This window comes from Intrasporangium zincisolvens (assembly GCF_034724055.1).
GTDB lineage: Bacteria > Actinomycetota > Actinomycetes > Actinomycetales > Dermatophilaceae > Monashia > Monashia zincisolvens.
In genome coordinates, this window is record NZ_JAWIIL010000001.1 from 572,184 (window position 1) to 587,152 (window position 14,969).

A 14,969-nucleotide genomic window follows, 5' to 3' on the forward strand; every position below is an offset into this window, starting at 1 on the left:
GTCAGCGCGAGTCCGACGTCGTGTCCGAGGCCGAGGCCGCCCGCCGCAGGCAGAAGCGTCGAAGCGGCTCGGCGGGCAGCACCTCGGCGAGCTCGCGGTAGCGCGCCGCCGCCGCGGCCTGCCGACCGGTGCGCCACTCGAGGTCCGCGAGGGCGAGGGCGGCGTCGCGGCTCGCGTAGCCGGGCGCGGCGTCGGCGAGGCGGGTCAGCTCGCGCTCGACGTCGGCGAGCGACGGACCGTCGGTGAGCGTCGCCGTGTCGACGCGTCCGGCGAGGTGGGCGTGCGCCGTCGCCGCGAGGCGGGCGACGCGGACCGCGGGGGAGGGCCAGCGCTCCTCGAGCGCGCCGTAGAGCTGCACGATGCGCGGCCAGTCGGTCGCCTCGAAGGTCGGGACGGCGGTGTGCAGACCGGCGATGGCGGCCTCGATCGCGAAGCGGCCGTCGCCGGCCGTGGCGGCCGTCGCGTCGTCGAGCCCGGCCGCGACGAGGGCGTGGTCCCAGCGGCGGCGGTCCACCTCGTCGAGCGCCAGGCCGGTGCCGTCGGCGTCGAGGCGGCCGGGCCGCCGCGCGAGGCCGAGCCGGATGACGGCCCGCAGCCCGCGCACCTCGGGGTCGTCCGGGTGCTCGGCGACGAGCGCGTCGGCGATGGACAGGGCCTGGCGGCCGGTGTCGGCGAGGGCGTCGGCCGGGTCGAGCACGGTGCGGTGGGCGACGGTGAACATCCCGGACACGCAGGCGAGGACGACCGGCAGGCGTCGGTCACGCTCGTCGGCGTCGGGCACGTGGAAGGCGCCCCGTGCGTCGGTCAACGCCTTCTTGGCGCGGGTGAGGCGGGCCGCGGCCGCGGCGTCCTGCACGCCGAGGTGGCCGGCGATCTCCGGGACGGTGAGCCCGCAGACGACCCGGAGCGCGAGGACCATCCGCGACGCCGGGGAGAGCGCCTCGTCACAGGCGACGTAGAGCAGGGCGAGGCGGTCGTCGAGGCCCTCGCGGGCCAGGTCGTCGGTGTCCATGGCGGTGTGGTCGGTGGCGTCGTGGGCGGTGGGGTCCGCCTCGGGCCGGGCGAGCTGCGGGGCGAGCCGGTCGAGCGCGACCCGGCGACGGGTGTCATCGAGCCAGGCCCGCTTGGCGACGGTCGTGCACCAGGCCGCCCACGAGTCGATGGGCGTCCCGGTGCGACGCTCGTGGTCCGCAGCGCGCGCGACGGCCTCGGCGGCGTACTCCTCCGCGTCGTCGAGGCTGCCGGTGAAGGAGGCGAGGACGCGCACGATGCGCGGCCACGCCTCCTCGAACTCACCCGGCGCGAGGGGCACTCACATCCCCGTCGGGAAGACCTTGCGCCACTCGACGTGCCCGCCCGAGGGGACGAGCGCCGCGATCCGCCGCGCCGTGTCCTCGTCGTCGGTCTCGACGAGGTAGAAGCCGGTGATGACCTCGGCGGTGTCGGTGAACGGCCCGTCGGTGTAGACGGCGTCCTCGACCTTCCGGTCGCCGGCGCCGGGCTTGACGGCGCCGCCGTGGCGCGCGTTCTGCAGCGCGGCGCCGCCGACGATGCGGGCCCCCATCCGGGCGACGGCCTCCTGGAAGACCTGGTGCTCGGGGAAGGAGGACTCGAGGTCGGCCGGGGCCTCGGCGGTGGCGACGGCGGTGCCACCCATCCCGGGCGTGCTGCCCGGTGCGGACGGGTCCTTGCCGGCGGGGGCGCTCGCGCCGGGGGCGCCCGCGAGGAAGGCGTCGGAGTTCCAGTCGCCCTCGTGGATGATGTAGGCGTACGTGTCGGTCATGGTCGGCTCCTCGTTCGTGGGTGCGTGACGCCTTTCGTCACATCATCCTGACGAACTCGCCTCCGTGGAATCGACACGTCCGGCCAAGAACTTCTCAGGCGCGCAGCTTGTCGAGGCGCGCAGCGAGGGAGTCGCGGCGGTGCGCGTTGCCGTCGAGGGCGAGGTAGGCCTCGCCGAACCGCCGCAGCAGGGCGTCGTCGAGGCGCCGGACCGCGCCCGGCGGGTACTTGTAGCCCATCCGCTCGGTGAGGTCGGCGCCGTCGTCGGGCCCGAGCACCTCGGTGAGCCGGTCGACCGTCGAGACGCCGAGCTCGAGCAGCAGGCCCGAGATCCACGTGTAGTGGTCGGCGCGGGACCAGCCGGCGTCGGTGTACCGGTGCGCGAGGAACTTGGCGAGGTCCTGGGCCGCGATGCCGGGTGCCGGGCGCTCGCCGGTGTCGGCCGGACGCGTCGGCAGCACCTTCTGCAGGCGCCCGCGGATCGCGGAGAACTCGCGGTCGGCGAGCTCGATGAGCCCGGCGGCGAGGGTGAAGCGCCGGTCGAGGTCGCTCGCGTGCTCCTCGGGGACGCTGCCCTTGTAGCGGATGTCGTGCTCGAACTCGGCCCACGCGTGCTGGAGCACGGTGCGCACCTGCACCGACGCGTTCTGGCGCCCCAGCGACTCGTAGGCCCGGGGCACGCTGCGGCTCGCGTCGATGCCGACGAGCAGGTGGCGGCTGGCGTAGCCGAACCGGCCGGAGCGGGCCGTCTCCTTGCCGAGGTCGCGGTCGTCGAGGACCGCCAGCTCCTCGGCGAGCAGTTCGGCCACCGCGGTGACGTCGTCGGGCACGTAGGTGATGACGCGGACGCCGACGACGTCGGTGATGTCCTCGAGGGGGTCGGGGTGGGTGAGCACGCCGTCGCGCCGGCGCTCGGCCTTCGCGGCGAACGACTCGACCGACTTCGTGCGGCCGCTGACGGTGAGGTAGTTGATGCCGGCGTCGTCGAGCAGGTCGCGCACGAGGTCGATGAACCGGTGTGTCGCGACCTCGAGGGCCGGCCGGCGCGCCGCGTACTCCTCGACGGCGGCGCGGATCTGCGGCGTCGAGGAGGGCAGGGGAAGCGCGGCCGTGGGGGGCGCGTCGGAACCGTCTGGCCCGCCGGTCGGGGGCGGGGTCGTCGCTGACATGCCGCCATCCTGCCCTGTCCGGCCCCAGGGGACCTCCGGAGCGCGCGGGCCGCGTCGGTGGTGGATCCACGGCATCCGACCATCGGTGTTTCCCCAGCCGTAGCGCACGCCCCAGTGGTCGGGAAGCCCTCGTGGGTCGATGACCCCGTGCGCCGGGAACGCCCGGTCCGCGTCGTCGCGGTAGGTGACTGCGCCGTCGAGGAACCACTCCGAGCAGCGTTGGGGGCTCACGTCGAAGGCATGGGCGACGTCGGCGTCGGGCCGAGGCCGGCACGGGAAGTCGTGCGACGGGACGATGCGGAAGCCGAGCACCCGGAACAGACCGATGGCCTCGTGCAGGCTGATCGACAGGTCACCGGCCTCGATCCGCCCGATGCGGGCCCGCGGCACGCCGAGCCAGGCGGCGAGCCTGCGCTGGCTCACCCGGTGGACGCGGCGCACGTGACGCAGCGCGTCGCCGAACGCCTCGGCGCCGAGGTCGACGGGTTGCCGCGTGCTCGAGCTCATCCCACGACAGTGAGGTGGTGGGGCGCCTGTCACCAGCGTCAACGTGCCCACTGTGGACGTCACGCGGGTGGCGGTCGGGGGTGTGGACGGCGGCGACTCGGCCCGGGGTCGCTCATCACACGCTCTGCATTGCTCCCCCAGGTGAGCCAGTGGGTCGCTGGGGACGCGTGGTCCGTCGGTGGGCCCGTCGGCTGGCTCGTGTCGTGGAGCAATGCAGAGGGCACGAGTAGGACGTTCCAGAGGTCGTGCCCTCCCTGCGGCCGTCCCGTGAGGGCGCCCGACAAATGCGTGGACGTCGGGGGTGGCGGGTGTGATCGTGGCGCCATGCAGCTCGAGACCCCTCGCCTCGTCATCCGCCCGTGGTCGCACGACGAGGCCGACCGCCTCCTCGACATCCTCAGCCGGGTCGAGGTGGTGCAGTGGCTCGGCGACGGCGAGCCAGTGCTCATGAAGGACCTCGACGAGGCGCACGAGCGCATCGACCGCTACCGGGCGCGCAGCGAGAACCCGCCGCTCGGGTTCTGGGCCGTCGAGGTGCGCGAGACCGGTGTCGTGGCCGGCTCGGTCCTGCTGCTGACGCTGCCGGACGCCGAGGACGGCGAGGTCGAGGTCGGCTGGCACCTGCACCCCGACTCGTGGGGCCACGGCTACGCCACCGAGGCTGCCACGGCCGTCATCCAGCACGGTTTCGGCGCCGGCCTGCCCGACGTCTACGCCATCACCCACCTGACCAACGACCGCTCCCAGGCGGTCTGCCGCCGGCTCGGCCTCGACGACCTCGGTGAGATGACGAAGTGGTACGAGGAGCCCTCGCGCGTCTTCCGCACGACGCCCGACGCGTGGGCCAACCGCGCCTGACGCGCGTCAGCCGGTTCCCGTCAGCCGCCGACGTGGACCTGCGGGCGACGCGCGGCGTCGGGCTCGGCGCGCCGGATGATCTCGTGGGTCAGCGGCGGGATGTCGCCCTCGCCGGCGAGCAGGAAGCGCAGCACGTTCAGGCCCGGCGCCTTCTCGCTCCACTCGAAGTAGATGTGCGGCGGCTTGCTGACCCGGTCGCGGACGTCGAGGAGCACGGCGGCCAGCACGTTCGGCACCGACGGGCCGGTCGCGCGCAGGATGTAGTGCCCGCCGACCACCGCGGAGCCGACGTGCACTGTCGTCGCGAAGTCGCTCGCGTCGCTGATCTCGACCTCCAGGAAGATCGCGCCCTGACGGGCGTTGAGGTGGTTGTGCATCCGCACCTCGAGCGACTTCGCGCGGTACTCGTCGCGGTCACCGGCGTCGATCTTGTTCGCGATGAACCGCAGCGGCTGCGGCCCGAGGGCAGCGTCGTCGAGGATCGCCCTGGCGCTCTCGTCGTAGACGACGCGTTGCACGCGCAGCTCGGTGGAGCGCACGATCCGCGACCACACGCTGATGACGACGATGAGCGCGATGAACAGCAGCGCGATGAGCAGGCCCTCCGGCCGCTCCACGACGGTGATGGTGATCGTGTAGAGGAAGATCGCGCTGACGACGCCGAAGAAGGCGGCAGTGCCGCGGTGCCGGCGGCGCAGCTCGGTGAGGAACACCGCCACCGCCGCCGACGTCATGAGCGCGAGGACACCGGTGGCGTACGCGCCGGCCTGCTCGTCGACGTTGGCCTTGAACGCGAGCGTGACGACGGCGGCGATGAACGACAGGACGAGCACGAGCGGACGCGTCGAGCGGGCCCAGTCCGGCGCCATTCCGTAGCGCGGCAGGTAGCGCGGCACGATGTTGAGCAGCCCTGCCATGGCCGAGGCGCCGGCGAACCAGAGGATGCCGATCGTCGACGCGTCGTAGACGGTGCCGAAGCCCTCGCCGAGCAGGTCGTGGGCCAGGTAGGCCAGAGCGCGGCCGTTGGCCGGGCCGCCGGGCTCGAAGGCCGCGTGCGGGATGAGCAGTGTCGTGACGAGCGAGGACCCGATGAGCATGACGCTCATGACCAGGGCCGCGGTCGTCAGCAGCTTCTTGGCGTTGCGGATCCGGCCCGCCGGGTCGGCCGGGGTGTCGTCGGGGTCGCCCTTGACGAGCGGCATGACGACGACGCCGGTCTCGAACCCGGACAGCCCCAGCGCGAGCGCCGGGAAGACGAGCAGGGCCGCCCCGATGATGCCGAACGGCACCGAGTGCGCGGAGGTCATGGCGTCGACCCAGTCGCCGAAGGCCGTCGGGTGGTCGCCGATCGCGATGAACCCGCGCACGACGACGACGAGGCTCAGGCCGAGGTAGGCCACGACGAGCACCACGGCCAGGCCGATGGCCTCCTTGAAACCCTTGAGGAAGACCGCGGCGAGCAGCACGAGCAGCGTCAGGGTGACGCCGACCTGGTGCCCGCTCAGGGTGGAGCGCAGGTAGGGGTTCTCGATGAGGTGGGCGCTCGCGTCGGCCGCCGACAGGGTGATGGTGATGACGAACCCGGTGGCGACGAAGCCGATGAGGGCCAGCACGAGGATCTTGCTCGGCCAGTACGACAGGAGCCGCTCGAGCATCGACAGGCTGCCGTCGCCGTGCGGGCTCTCGACGGCGACGCGTCGGTACATCGGCAGCGCCGCGAAGAGGGTGATGAGGACGAGCACGAGCGTCGCGATCGGCGACAGCGCGCCGGCGGCGAGAGCAGCGATGCCGGGCTGGTAGCCGAGCGTCGAGAAGTAGTCGACGCCGGTCAGGCACATGACGCGCCACCAGGGCTGCACGTGGTGCTGGGCGGTGGCCTGGGCCTCGCGCTCGTAGTAGCCGCCCGGGTCGGGCTGCGGGTCCGCGTCGAAGAACCACCGGTTGAACCGCTGCGCGGTTGGCGTCGTCACGGCGGAGGAGTCTAGGTGCCGGTCCGGGGTCCGACGCCAGTCGAGGACGAGGGGTGGTCAGGCCACCCGACGCCGGCGGCGCGCCTGGTACGCCAGCGACAGCCCGACGACCCCGAGCGCCCACAGGGCGTGCAGCCCGTTGACGACGAGCAGCCCGACGACCGAGGCGAAGGCGACGGCGGCGCACCACCAGCCGGCGCTCCCACGCTCGAGCAGCCGCAGCGCCGACGCCGTGCCGAGCACGTAGACGAGGGTGAAGCAGCCGGTTGCGAGCAGCATGAGGGGCGTCATACCGAGGTCGAGCACGGCCGTCAGGGCCAGTGCCGTCGCCGACGCGCCTGCGATGACGGCGATGCTGCGGCGTGGCACCTCGCCGGGGCCGGAGCCCTTCGCGAGCCAGGCGGGCAGGGCGCCCTCGCGGGCCAGCGACGCCCCGAGGCGCGAGCCGCCGGCGAAGTAGGCGTTCATCGCCCCGACGGTGAGCAGGACCGCGACGACGGCGGTGACGACCCGGGCCTGCTCGCCCAGGGCGATCGCCATGAGGTCGGACAGCGGTGCGGCGCTCGAGCCGGCGGCCGGGCCGAGCACGAGGACGCTCGTCGCCGCGAGGCCGAGGTAGAGCACCCCGACGACGGCAACGGCGATGCCGGTGGCACGAGGCACGTCGCGCCGCGGGTTGCGGTAGTCACCGGCGAGCGAGGCCACGGCCTCCCAGCCGGCGAAGCCCCACACGAGGACGGCCGCGGCCGAGCCGACGGCGCCCCAGCCGTGCGGTGCGAAGGGCGTCAGCGACTCGGTGTGCCCGTGCGGCAGGGCCACGGCCATCGTCGCCGTCATGAGGAGGGCGAGCACGGTGGCGAGGCCGAGCTGGACGCGTCCGGAGAAGCGCAGGCCGGCCGCGTTCATGAGGCCGGTGCCGAGGATCAGCGCCGCCGCCACGACGAGCGTCGTCGTGCGGCCACCGCCGACGACGTCCGCCACGTACCCGCCCGCCATCATCGACGCGGGGGGAGCGCCGACCGGGATGGCAAGGTAGAAGCACCAGCCGACGGCGCCGGCGGCCCGGGCACCGAAGGCGCGGCGTACGTAGGTCGACACCCCGCCGCCGTCGGGGTGCCGCGCACCGAGTGCGGCGAAGGTGCTCGCGAGCGGCACGGAGAGCACGACGAGGGCGGCCCACGCGACGAGCGAGGCGGGGCCGGCGATCCCGGCGGCCAGGGCCGGCAGCGTGATGACGCCGGTGCCGAGCACGGCGCCGACCGACAGCGCCGTGCCCTGCGGGACCGTCAGGCCGCCGGCCACCGGGGCGGGAGCGGCCCCGGTGGCCGAAGTGGGGAGCCCCTGGGGCGCAGGGAGCGCGGGGAGGGCGGGCTCGCGGGCGGCGGTCGAGGTCATGGCCCCAGACTGCCGTCGCAGTGGCCCGGTGAGAAGGTCCATTCCGTCCCGAACCGTTTGGGCCAATCCAGGCACGGTCGGCCTAGGCTGACCGCGTGGACCTGCACGTCACGTTGACCGGTACCGGTGACCTCACCGCCCAGATCTACGCCCAGCTGCGCGACGCCATCCTCGAGGGCCGGCTCGCGGGCGGCGACCGGCTGCCCGCCTCCCGCGACCTCGCGGGCCGGCTCGACGTCGCGCGCGGCACGGTGACGGCCGCCTACGACCGGTTGCTCGCCGAGGAGCTGCTCGAGGCCCGACGCGGCGCCGGCACCTTCGTCGCGCCCGGGTGCGTGCCGCCGGCGGCCGCGGGTCGGGTGGCCCGGGCCGGAGGTGCGCTCGTGCCGCGCGGACCGTGGCAGGTGCCGGGGGAGCCGCCGCAGCTGCCCGGCCGGGTCGCCGTCGACTTCTCGGTCGGCGTGCCCGACCCCGACCTCTTCCCGCTCGCGACGTGGCGACGGCTCGTGTCGGGGGCCCTGCGCCGCGGCCGCCTGTCGACCGTGACCTACGGCGACACCGGGCCCTCCCGGCTCGAGGAGCAGGTAGCCCGGCATGCCGGCCTGTCCCGCTCGGTGACCGCCCGGCCCGAGGACGTCATCGTGACGGCAGGCGCCCAGCAGGCCCTCGACCTCGTCGCCCGCGTCCTGCTCGAGCCGGGCGACGTCGTCGCCGTCGAGGACCCGGGCTACACGGCGGCCGCGCGCCTGCTCGAGACCCACCGCGCGAGCGTCCGCGGTGTTCCCGTCGACGCCGAGGGGTTGGTCGTCGACGCGCTTCCCGACGCGGCGCGCCTGGTCTACGTCACGCCCTCGCACCAGCACCCCACCGGCGCCGCGATGTCGCTGGCGCGCCGGATCGCCCTGCTGCAGTGGGCCTCCCGTCACGATGCCGTGGTCGTCGAGGACGACTACGACAGCGAGTTCCGGTTCGCCGACCGCCCGCTCGAGCCGCTGCAGAGCCTCGACCGCGAGGGGCGGGTGGTCTACGTGGGGTCGTTCTCGAAGTCGCTGCTGCCGGCGCTGCGGGTCGGGTACGCCGTGGCGCCGCCGTCGCTGTCGGGCGCGCTGCGGGAGGCGCGTCGGGTCACTGCGTGGTCGGGCGACGCCGTCACCCACGAGGCGCTCGCCGACTTCCTTGCCGAGGGCCACCACGGCGCGCACGTGCGGCGGGCGACGAAGGTCTACCGGGAGCGTCGCGAGCGGCTCCTCGACGCGCTCGCCGGGCTCGACGAGGACCTTGACGTCGTTCCCTCGGCTGCGGGCCTGCACGTCTGCGCCGTGCTGCGTGACCCGGCGCTGGACGATGTCGCCGTGGCCGGGCAGGCGCTCGCGTCAGGGGTGTTCGTCGAGCCGCTGTCGACGCGGCACCGCGAGCAGCCCGCCCGCCACGGCCTCGTGCTCGGCGTCGGTGCGGTGCCCGCCGACCGCGTCGGGCCGGGGGTGGCGGTGCTCGCCGCGGTGCTCAGGCGCCGTCGACGACGCCCGTAGCGCGTCGGCGCACGATGGCGAACTGCGCTGCGAGCGGGATGATCCCCAGGATCAGCACCATCGGCACGGCGAACCCGATGCGGAGGTTGTCGGAACCGACGGCGCCGGTGAGGACGGCGCCGAGCAGCGCACCCACGTAGTTGAACTGGTTGAAGCGCGCGATCACCTGGTCGACCTTGTCGATGCGCTTCTCACCGCTCAGCCCCTCGCCGCCGGCGATGGCTCCGGCCGCCGAGAAGCTGAGCGGGGCGATCGTCGCGACGGCCCCGCCGAGGACGGCGAACCCGACGACCGCGACCCACCACGTCGGCGCGAAGACGATGATCGCGAGGGCGATCGAGGCGACGACGCCGCTGATCCGCAGCATCCACACGGCCCCGTGCCGGTCGACGAGCCCGTCGCCCACGGCCCGGGCGAGGAGCGTCGCGAGGAGGTAGGGCAGCGTCGCGAGGGCGGTGAGGCTCGTCGGGGCGTCGAGGGTGCCGCCGAGGTAGACCGGCCCCCACGTCGTGGCGGCGGTGTCGACCATGTAGAAGAGGACCATCGCGACGCCGAGCAGCAGGATGCGTCGCCACGGCACGTCGAGCGGGTCGGCGGAGTCGGCGAGCCGGTCGCGGCGCACGAACGGCGCGGCGAGGACGGCGAGCGGGAAGACGAGCAGCGGCAGCAGCGTCGGGCCGAGGTCGACCGACGCGGTCGCGAGCGTGATGAGCGTGCCGACGACGCCGCCCGCGGTCCAGAACCCGTGGAACGAGGGCAGGATCGGGCGGCCGTAGAGGTGCTCGACGGTGACGGCCTGCATGTTCGACGACGCGTCGACGAGCCCGAGCGCGAGGCCGTAGACGGCCAGGCCCGCGACGAACACCCCGAACGCCGGCGCGACCAGCAGCACCGCGAACCCGACGGTGGCCAGGACGAACCCGACCCGCACGACGACGGCGCTCGAGGACCGCTTGGCGACGACCTCGGCGAGCACCGACCCGACGCCGGCGAGCAGCACGACCATGAGGAGCAGGCCGCTGACGGCGAGCTCGTCGAGGTCCCACCGCTCCTGGATCATCGGCAGTCGCGTGGTCAGGGAGATGAAGAGCAGGCCCTGCACGAAGAACGCGGCACCGGCGGCGAGCCGGGAGCGGCGGAGGGCAGGGGCCTCGGTCTGGACCGTCACGGTGGCTCACGATGGACCCCGGGCGGTCCGCCGTCAAGCGGTCCGCGCCGCGCCGCCGCAGGGAGGCTCAGCAGCAGGGGTCGCCGCGCCAGTTCTGCACGCCCTCGCGCACGGCGACACCGGCGATGGCGAGGGCCGCGACGGCGTCTAGCCACCACCACCCGAGCAGGGCGTTGGCGAGCAGCCCGACGAGCAGCACCGCCGACAGGTAGGTGCAGAGCAGCGTCTGGGTGCCGTCGGCGACGACGGCACCGGAGCCGAGCTCGCGACCGGTGCGCCGCTGCCACCGCGACAGCACGGGCATGACGGCGAGCGACAGGGCCGCGAGGACGATGCCGACGACCGACGCGTCGGGCTCCTCGCGGGTGACGAGGGCGCGCACCGACTCGACGGTGACGTACGCGGCGAGGGCGAGGAACGACACGGCGATGACGCGTCGGGCGAGGTGCTCGCGCTCCTCGGGGACGCGGTGGCCGAACTGCCAGAGGATGACGAGGCCGCTCATGACCTCGACGACGGAGTCGAGGCCGAACCCGATGAGGGCGGTCGAGTCGGCGACGCGCCCCGCCGCCACGGCGACGACGGCCTCGACGACGTTGTAGGCGACCGACGCCGCCGCGAGCAGCCGGGCGCGTCGGCCGAGCGCCGCGCGGCGCGCCGGTGTCAGCAGCGTGAACAGCTGCGGCTGCGGGGTGCTCACCAGTCGGCTCCGGTGCACGCGGACCGGTCGGTGCTCTCGACCTGGAGGGTGGCGTGCGCGATGTGGAACCGCTCGCGCAGCACGAGCCCAGCGGCGAACAGCACACGGTCGGGCGGTTCGCTCGCCGCGGTGACGAGGTGGGCGGTGGCGACGTCCATGCCCGAGGTCAGGGTCCACACGTGGAGGTCGTGAACCTCCACGACGCCCGGCACGCCGGCCAGTGCGTCGGCGAGGTCGTCGGGCTCGATGCCGGCCGGGGCGTGCTGACCGAGGACGGCGACGACCTCGCGGCCGAGCCCGACGGCGCGGACCGCGACGAACACGGCGATGGCGAGCGCGATGCCGGTGTCCCACCACGCACTGCCGGTGGCGCGCACGAGCAGGGCCGCGGCGACGACGCCGATCGACCCGACGGTGTCGGCGACGACCTCGAGGTAGGCGCCCTTGACGTTGAGGCTCTCGCCCGCGCCGCCGCGGAGCATCAGCAGCGCGACGACGTTGACGACGAGGCCGAGGAGGCCGACGACGAGCATCGTGCCCGACGCGACCTCGGGCGAGGCCCCGATGCGCCCGACCGCCTCGACGACGATGTAGACCGACACCCCGAGCATGAGGAGCACGGCGAGCCCCGACGCGAAGACCTCGGCCCGGTACGAGCCGAAGGTGCGGCGTCCGGTGGTGTCGGCCCGGGTGGCGATGCGCGTCGCGACGAGCGCGGCCCCGAGCGTCACGACGTCGGCCGCCATGTGGCCGGCGTCGGACAGCAGCGCGAGCGACCCGGACAGGAGGCCCGCGACGAGCTCGACGACGAAGAAGGCGCCGACGAGGACGAAGGCGACGGCGAGGCGCCAGCGGTGGCGCCCACCCGCGTGGCCCTGTGCTCCTGCGACGCTCCCGGCGCCGTGGGAGTGGCTGTGGCTCATCGGGACCGGCCGTCGTGGAGGGCGTGCTCGCGGGTGACGTCGAGCAGGAGGCGCACGTGCGCGTCGGAGAGGCGGTAGAAGACGTTGCGGCCCTCGCGCCGGCCGGCGACGACGCCGGATGCGCGGAGCAGGCGCAGCGCCTGCGAGACGGTCGTCTCCGCGGTGGCGGTGGCCGCGGCGAGGTCGCAGACGCAGAGCTCGCCGGCCTCGAGGAGGGCGTAGAGCAGGCGGGCGCGCGTCGGGTCGCCGAGCAGCTTGAAGACGCTGGTCACGCGGGCCAGCTCGTCGGCGTCCGGGGCGTGCTCGGAGGCGACCGCGACCTTCTCAGGGTGCACGCAGGGCGTCGTGCAGGCGTCCAGGCCGGTGACCGTCGACACGGCTGGTCCTCTCATCTGACCGGATGTTCAGATGTCACTGTCGTCGGCTGCGCGCCCCGGTGTCAACCGACCGGCAGACTGTCGCCCATGCTGAGACTCACGGTGACGGTGCCGGGCGCCCTGACCGACGACGTGACGGCCGTGTTGACCGACTCGACGGCCGTGAGCACGCTCGTCGTGTACCGCGGGGTCGCACTGCGACCGCCGGGCGACGTCGTGCACGCCGACGTCGCGCGCGAGGGGGCCAACGACCTCGTCGAGCGCCTGCGTGACCTCGGCGTCCACGAGGAGGGGACGCTCCAGCTCGAGCCGGTCGGGACGTGGGTGTCGCGGGCCGGCTTCGAGGCCGACGAGGAGACGCCCGGCAGCAGCGCCGACGCCGTCGTCTGGGCCGAGGTCGCCCAGCGCTCCTACGAGGACAGCGAGCTCAACTGGACGTTCCTGTCGTTCATGTCGCTCGCGACCCTCATCGCCGGCATCGCCATCGTCCTCGACTCGCAGATCCTCGTCATCGGCGCCATGGTGCTCGGGCCCGAGTTCGGGGCGATCGCGGCGCTCGGCGTCGCCCTGGTGCGGCGGCGGGCGCTGCTGTTCGCGGTCGCGGCGCGGGCGCTCGTCGTCGGCTTCGGGGTGGCGATCCTCGTGACCTGTCTGGCTGGGCTTTTCGGCCGCGCCCTCGGCTGGGTGACCCTCGACGACATCACCGGCTCGCGGCCGGCCACCGGGTTCATCTACACGCCGGACAAGTGGTCGTTCATCGTCGCGCTGCTCGCCGCCGCCGCAGGAGTGCTGTCGCTGACCTCGGCCAAGGTCGGCGGGCTCAGCGGCGTCTTCATCTCGGTCACGACGATCCCGGCCGCGGGCAACGTCGGGCTGGGCCTCGCCTTCGGCGCGTGGACCGAGGTGCTCGGCAGCGGTGTGCAGCTCGTCGTCAACCTCGTCGGGATGGCCCTGGCCGGGTGGGTGACGCTCGCCCTGCAGCGCGCCGTGTGGTCGCGGGTACCGGCGCCGCGGTCGCACTCGCGGCTGAGCCGCCGGGTCCACGCCGAGCCGCCCGCGCCTCGTCACTGAGGTCTCGGGATGGTGGCTTCTCGGACGAAATGAGCTGTGGCTGAGTCGAATTGGCCGTGGACAGGCCTTTCCCCGTCGTTCGAACACCTGTACGATATGGGTATGTCGCAAGCAGTGATCGAGCAGGACTGGGACCTCGTCGCGTCCCTGGCCGCCGACCTGCACGACGCGCACGGGCGGCTGGTCGATGCCGTGGCGGTGGCGCTGGTGGAGGGGTCGTGGCAGGCGGCCGGGATCCGGTCGCCGGAGCACTGGCTCGTCGTCCGGGCCGGGCTGTCGCGGGGGCACGCGTCCGCGGTGGTGCTGATGGCTCGTCGGGCGAGTGAGCTGCCCGAGACGGCGGCGGCGTTGCGGGAGGGGCGGATCAGCCTGGACCAGGCCGCGGTCGTCGCACGGCACGCCCCGGCGGCGTTCGATGCGACGGTGGCCGAGTTCGCGCAGTACGCGACGGTGCCGCAGCTGCAGCGGTCGGTGGCGCGGTACGACTTCACCCTGGAGCCGCGGACCTTCGACGAGGAGGGCCGGCTCCTGCCCGCCGAGGCGACCCCCGACGACGAAGAAGTGCCGGCGTGCACCCCGGGTCCGGTCGAGCCGGCCTCGCTGAGCATGGGCATCGACGCGGACGGCCGGTTCCGACTGCGGTACGACGCCCCGGCCGAGGTCGGCGAGCTCGTGAGGGCGGCCATCGCGGAGGCGAAGGACCACCTGTTCCACACCGTCACCGACACGACCCACACCGCCGATGGTGACGACGCGCAGCACCGGCCGGACCCGTACGCCGACCCGGCCACCACCCCGGGCCCGCGACGGATCACGTGGGCCGATGCCCTCGTGCTGCTCGCGACCCGGTCGCTGGACGCCGGGACCGAGCAGACCCCGGCGCGTCGGGCCCGGTACCGCGTGCAGGTCCACCTCGACACGACCGGCGGGTGGCTCACCGGCACCCCACGCCTGCCCCGGCACGTCGTCGACGGGCTGACCTGCGACGGCACCCTCACCCCGGTCTGGGAGACCGAGGGCTCACCGGTCAACGTCGGGCGCACCCACCGCGTCGTCCCGCACCGCACCCGCGTCCTCGTCCTGGACCGGGACCGCGGCTGCCGCTTCCCCGGCTGCCCCACCAGCTCAGCCGACTACCTCGAGGTCCACCACCTGAGCCACTGGCGCGACGGCGGCCTCACCGACCTCGACAACCTGGCCTGCCTGTGCACCTTCCACCACGACAGCCACCACCGCGGCGACTACACCATCACCGGCGACCCCACCCGAGCGGACGGACTCCGGTTCCAGACCCGACAGGGCTGGCCCATCGGCCCACCGACCAGCTCACCAAAGCCATCGCCCGACACACCCATCGGGCCGCCGCCACGGCCCCGCCGACCACGACCACGCCTCGGCCGCACCTACCCCGCCCCGACCGGCGGCACGTTGCACCTGCACCTCGTCGACCTCACCCCGTCACGCGCAGCGCCGCGGGACTGACGGTCGGGCCCGGGCGGCCGGGCGGCCGGACGGCTGGG

The 14,969-nt window shown here is 74.1% G+C and carries 13 protein-coding genes; 4 read left to right on the forward strand and 9 right to left on the reverse strand.

What is annotated here, in order from left to right; translation table 11 throughout:
• Position 1: 1 nt before the first annotated feature.
• The 3 genes from RY076_RS02610 to RY076_RS02620 form a co-directional block, all read right to left on the reverse strand.
• Positions 2-1,312: a DUF6596 domain-containing protein gene (locus RY076_RS02610; RefSeq protein WP_323095891.1), complete on the reverse strand. Its 1,311-nt coding sequence runs from the start codon at positions 1,310-1,312 to the stop codon at positions 2-4.
• Entirely contained in the window at positions 1,313-1,783 is a 471-nt protein-coding gene (locus tag RY076_RS02615; protein ID WP_323095892.1) for a YciI family protein, read from the reverse strand.
• Positions 1,784-1,877: 94 nt separating this feature from the next.
• On the reverse strand, positions 1,878-3,458 hold the full coding sequence (locus RY076_RS02620; RefSeq protein ID WP_323095893.1) for a helix-turn-helix domain-containing protein: 1,581 nt from the start codon (positions 3,456-3,458) through the stop codon (positions 1,878-1,880).
• Between the two features lie 324 nt (positions 3,459-3,782).
• Between RY076_RS02620 and RY076_RS02625 the strand changes: the two genes are divergently transcribed.
• Entirely contained in the window at positions 3,783-4,316 is a 534-nt protein-coding gene (locus RY076_RS02625) for a GNAT family N-acetyltransferase (protein ID WP_323095894.1), read from the forward strand.
• Positions 4,317-4,336: 20 nt separating this feature from the next.
• Here RY076_RS02625 and RY076_RS02630 read toward each other — a convergent pair whose 3' ends face one another.
• Together RY076_RS02630 and RY076_RS02635 are read right to left on the reverse strand one after the other, a co-directional pair.
• Positions 4,337-6,286, reverse strand: coding sequence for an amino acid transporter (locus tag RY076_RS02630; protein ID WP_323095896.1), 1,950 nt, complete (start codon positions 6,284-6,286; stop codon positions 4,337-4,339).
• A gap of 57 nt (positions 6,287-6,343) precedes the next feature.
• Positions 6,344-7,681, reverse strand: coding sequence for an APC family permease (locus RY076_RS02635; protein ID WP_323095897.1), 1,338 nt, complete (start codon positions 7,679-7,681; stop codon positions 6,344-6,346).
• Positions 7,682-7,776: 95 nt separating this feature from the next.
• On the opposite strand from RY076_RS02635, the gene pdxR reads away from it, so the two are divergent.
• The gene (pdxR, locus tag RY076_RS02640; protein WP_323095899.1) at positions 7,777-9,210 is read left to right on the forward strand and encodes a MocR-like pyridoxine biosynthesis transcription factor PdxR; all 1,434 of its coding nucleotides are present in this window, start codon (positions 7,777-7,779) and stop codon (positions 9,208-9,210) included.
• Here the strand turns inward: pdxR and RY076_RS02645 are convergent.
• The 4 genes from RY076_RS02645 to RY076_RS02660 all read right to left on the reverse strand — a co-directional run bounded on the left by RY076_RS02645 (position 9,185) and on the right by RY076_RS02660 (position 12,378).
• Positions 9,185-10,378, reverse strand: coding sequence for an MFS transporter (locus RY076_RS02645; RefSeq protein WP_323095900.1), 1,194 nt, complete (start codon positions 10,376-10,378; stop codon positions 9,185-9,187). The genes pdxR and RY076_RS02645 overlap by 26 nt on opposite strands.
• Before the next feature lie 67 nt (positions 10,379-10,445).
• Positions 10,446-11,078 (reverse strand): cation diffusion facilitator family transporter, encoded by a 633-nt coding sequence (locus tag RY076_RS02650; RefSeq protein WP_323095902.1) that lies wholly within the window; start codon positions 11,076-11,078, stop codon positions 10,446-10,448.
• Entirely contained in the window at positions 11,075-12,001 is a 927-nt protein-coding gene (locus tag RY076_RS02655) for a cation diffusion facilitator family transporter (RefSeq protein WP_323095903.1), read from the reverse strand. The genes RY076_RS02650 and RY076_RS02655 overlap by 4 nt, the downstream gene beginning before the upstream one ends.
• Positions 11,998-12,378 (reverse strand): ArsR/SmtB family transcription factor, encoded by a 381-nt coding sequence (locus tag RY076_RS02660; protein ID WP_413785724.1) that lies wholly within the window; start codon positions 12,376-12,378, stop codon positions 11,998-12,000. The genes RY076_RS02655 and RY076_RS02660 overlap by 4 nt, the downstream gene beginning before the upstream one ends.
• Before the next feature lie 87 nt (positions 12,379-12,465).
• On the opposite strand from RY076_RS02660, the gene RY076_RS02665 reads away from it, so the two are divergent.
• Positions 12,466-13,449: a DUF389 domain-containing protein gene (locus tag RY076_RS02665; RefSeq protein ID WP_323095906.1), complete on the forward strand. Its 984-nt coding sequence runs from the start codon at positions 12,466-12,468 to the stop codon at positions 13,447-13,449.
• Between the two features lie 102 nt (positions 13,450-13,551).
• Entirely contained in the window at positions 13,552-14,931 is a 1,380-nt protein-coding gene (locus RY076_RS02670; RefSeq protein WP_323095907.1) for an HNH endonuclease signature motif containing protein, read from the forward strand.
• Positions 14,932-14,969 lie beyond the last annotated feature (38 nt).

Bases quoted from the DNA above. Each gene is read 5' to 3' on its own strand.
- RY076_RS02615 (WP_323095892.1), bottom strand. From the start codon at position 1,783: ATGACCGACACGTACGCCTACATCATCCACGAGGGCGACTGGAACTCC.
- RY076_RS02620 (WP_323095893.1), bottom strand. From the start codon at position 3,458: ATGAGCTCGAGCACGCGGCAACCCGTCGACCTCGGCGCCGAGGCGTTC.
- RY076_RS02625 (WP_323095894.1), top strand. From the start codon at position 3,783: ATGCAGCTCGAGACCCCTCGCCTCGTCATCCGCCCGTGGTCGCACGAC.
- RY076_RS02635 (WP_323095897.1), bottom strand. From the start codon at position 7,681: ATGACCTCGACCGCCGCCCGCGAGCCCGCCCTCCCCGCGCTCCCTGCG.
- RY076_RS02655 (WP_323095903.1), bottom strand. From the start codon at position 12,001: ATGAGCCACAGCCACTCCCACGGCGCCGGGAGCGTCGCAGGAGCACAG.
- RY076_RS02665 (WP_323095906.1), top strand. From the start codon at position 12,466: ATGCTGAGACTCACGGTGACGGTGCCGGGCGCCCTGACCGACGACGTG.
- RY076_RS02670 (WP_323095907.1), top strand. From the start codon at position 13,552: ATGTCGCAAGCAGTGATCGAGCAGGACTGGGACCTCGTCGCGTCCCTG.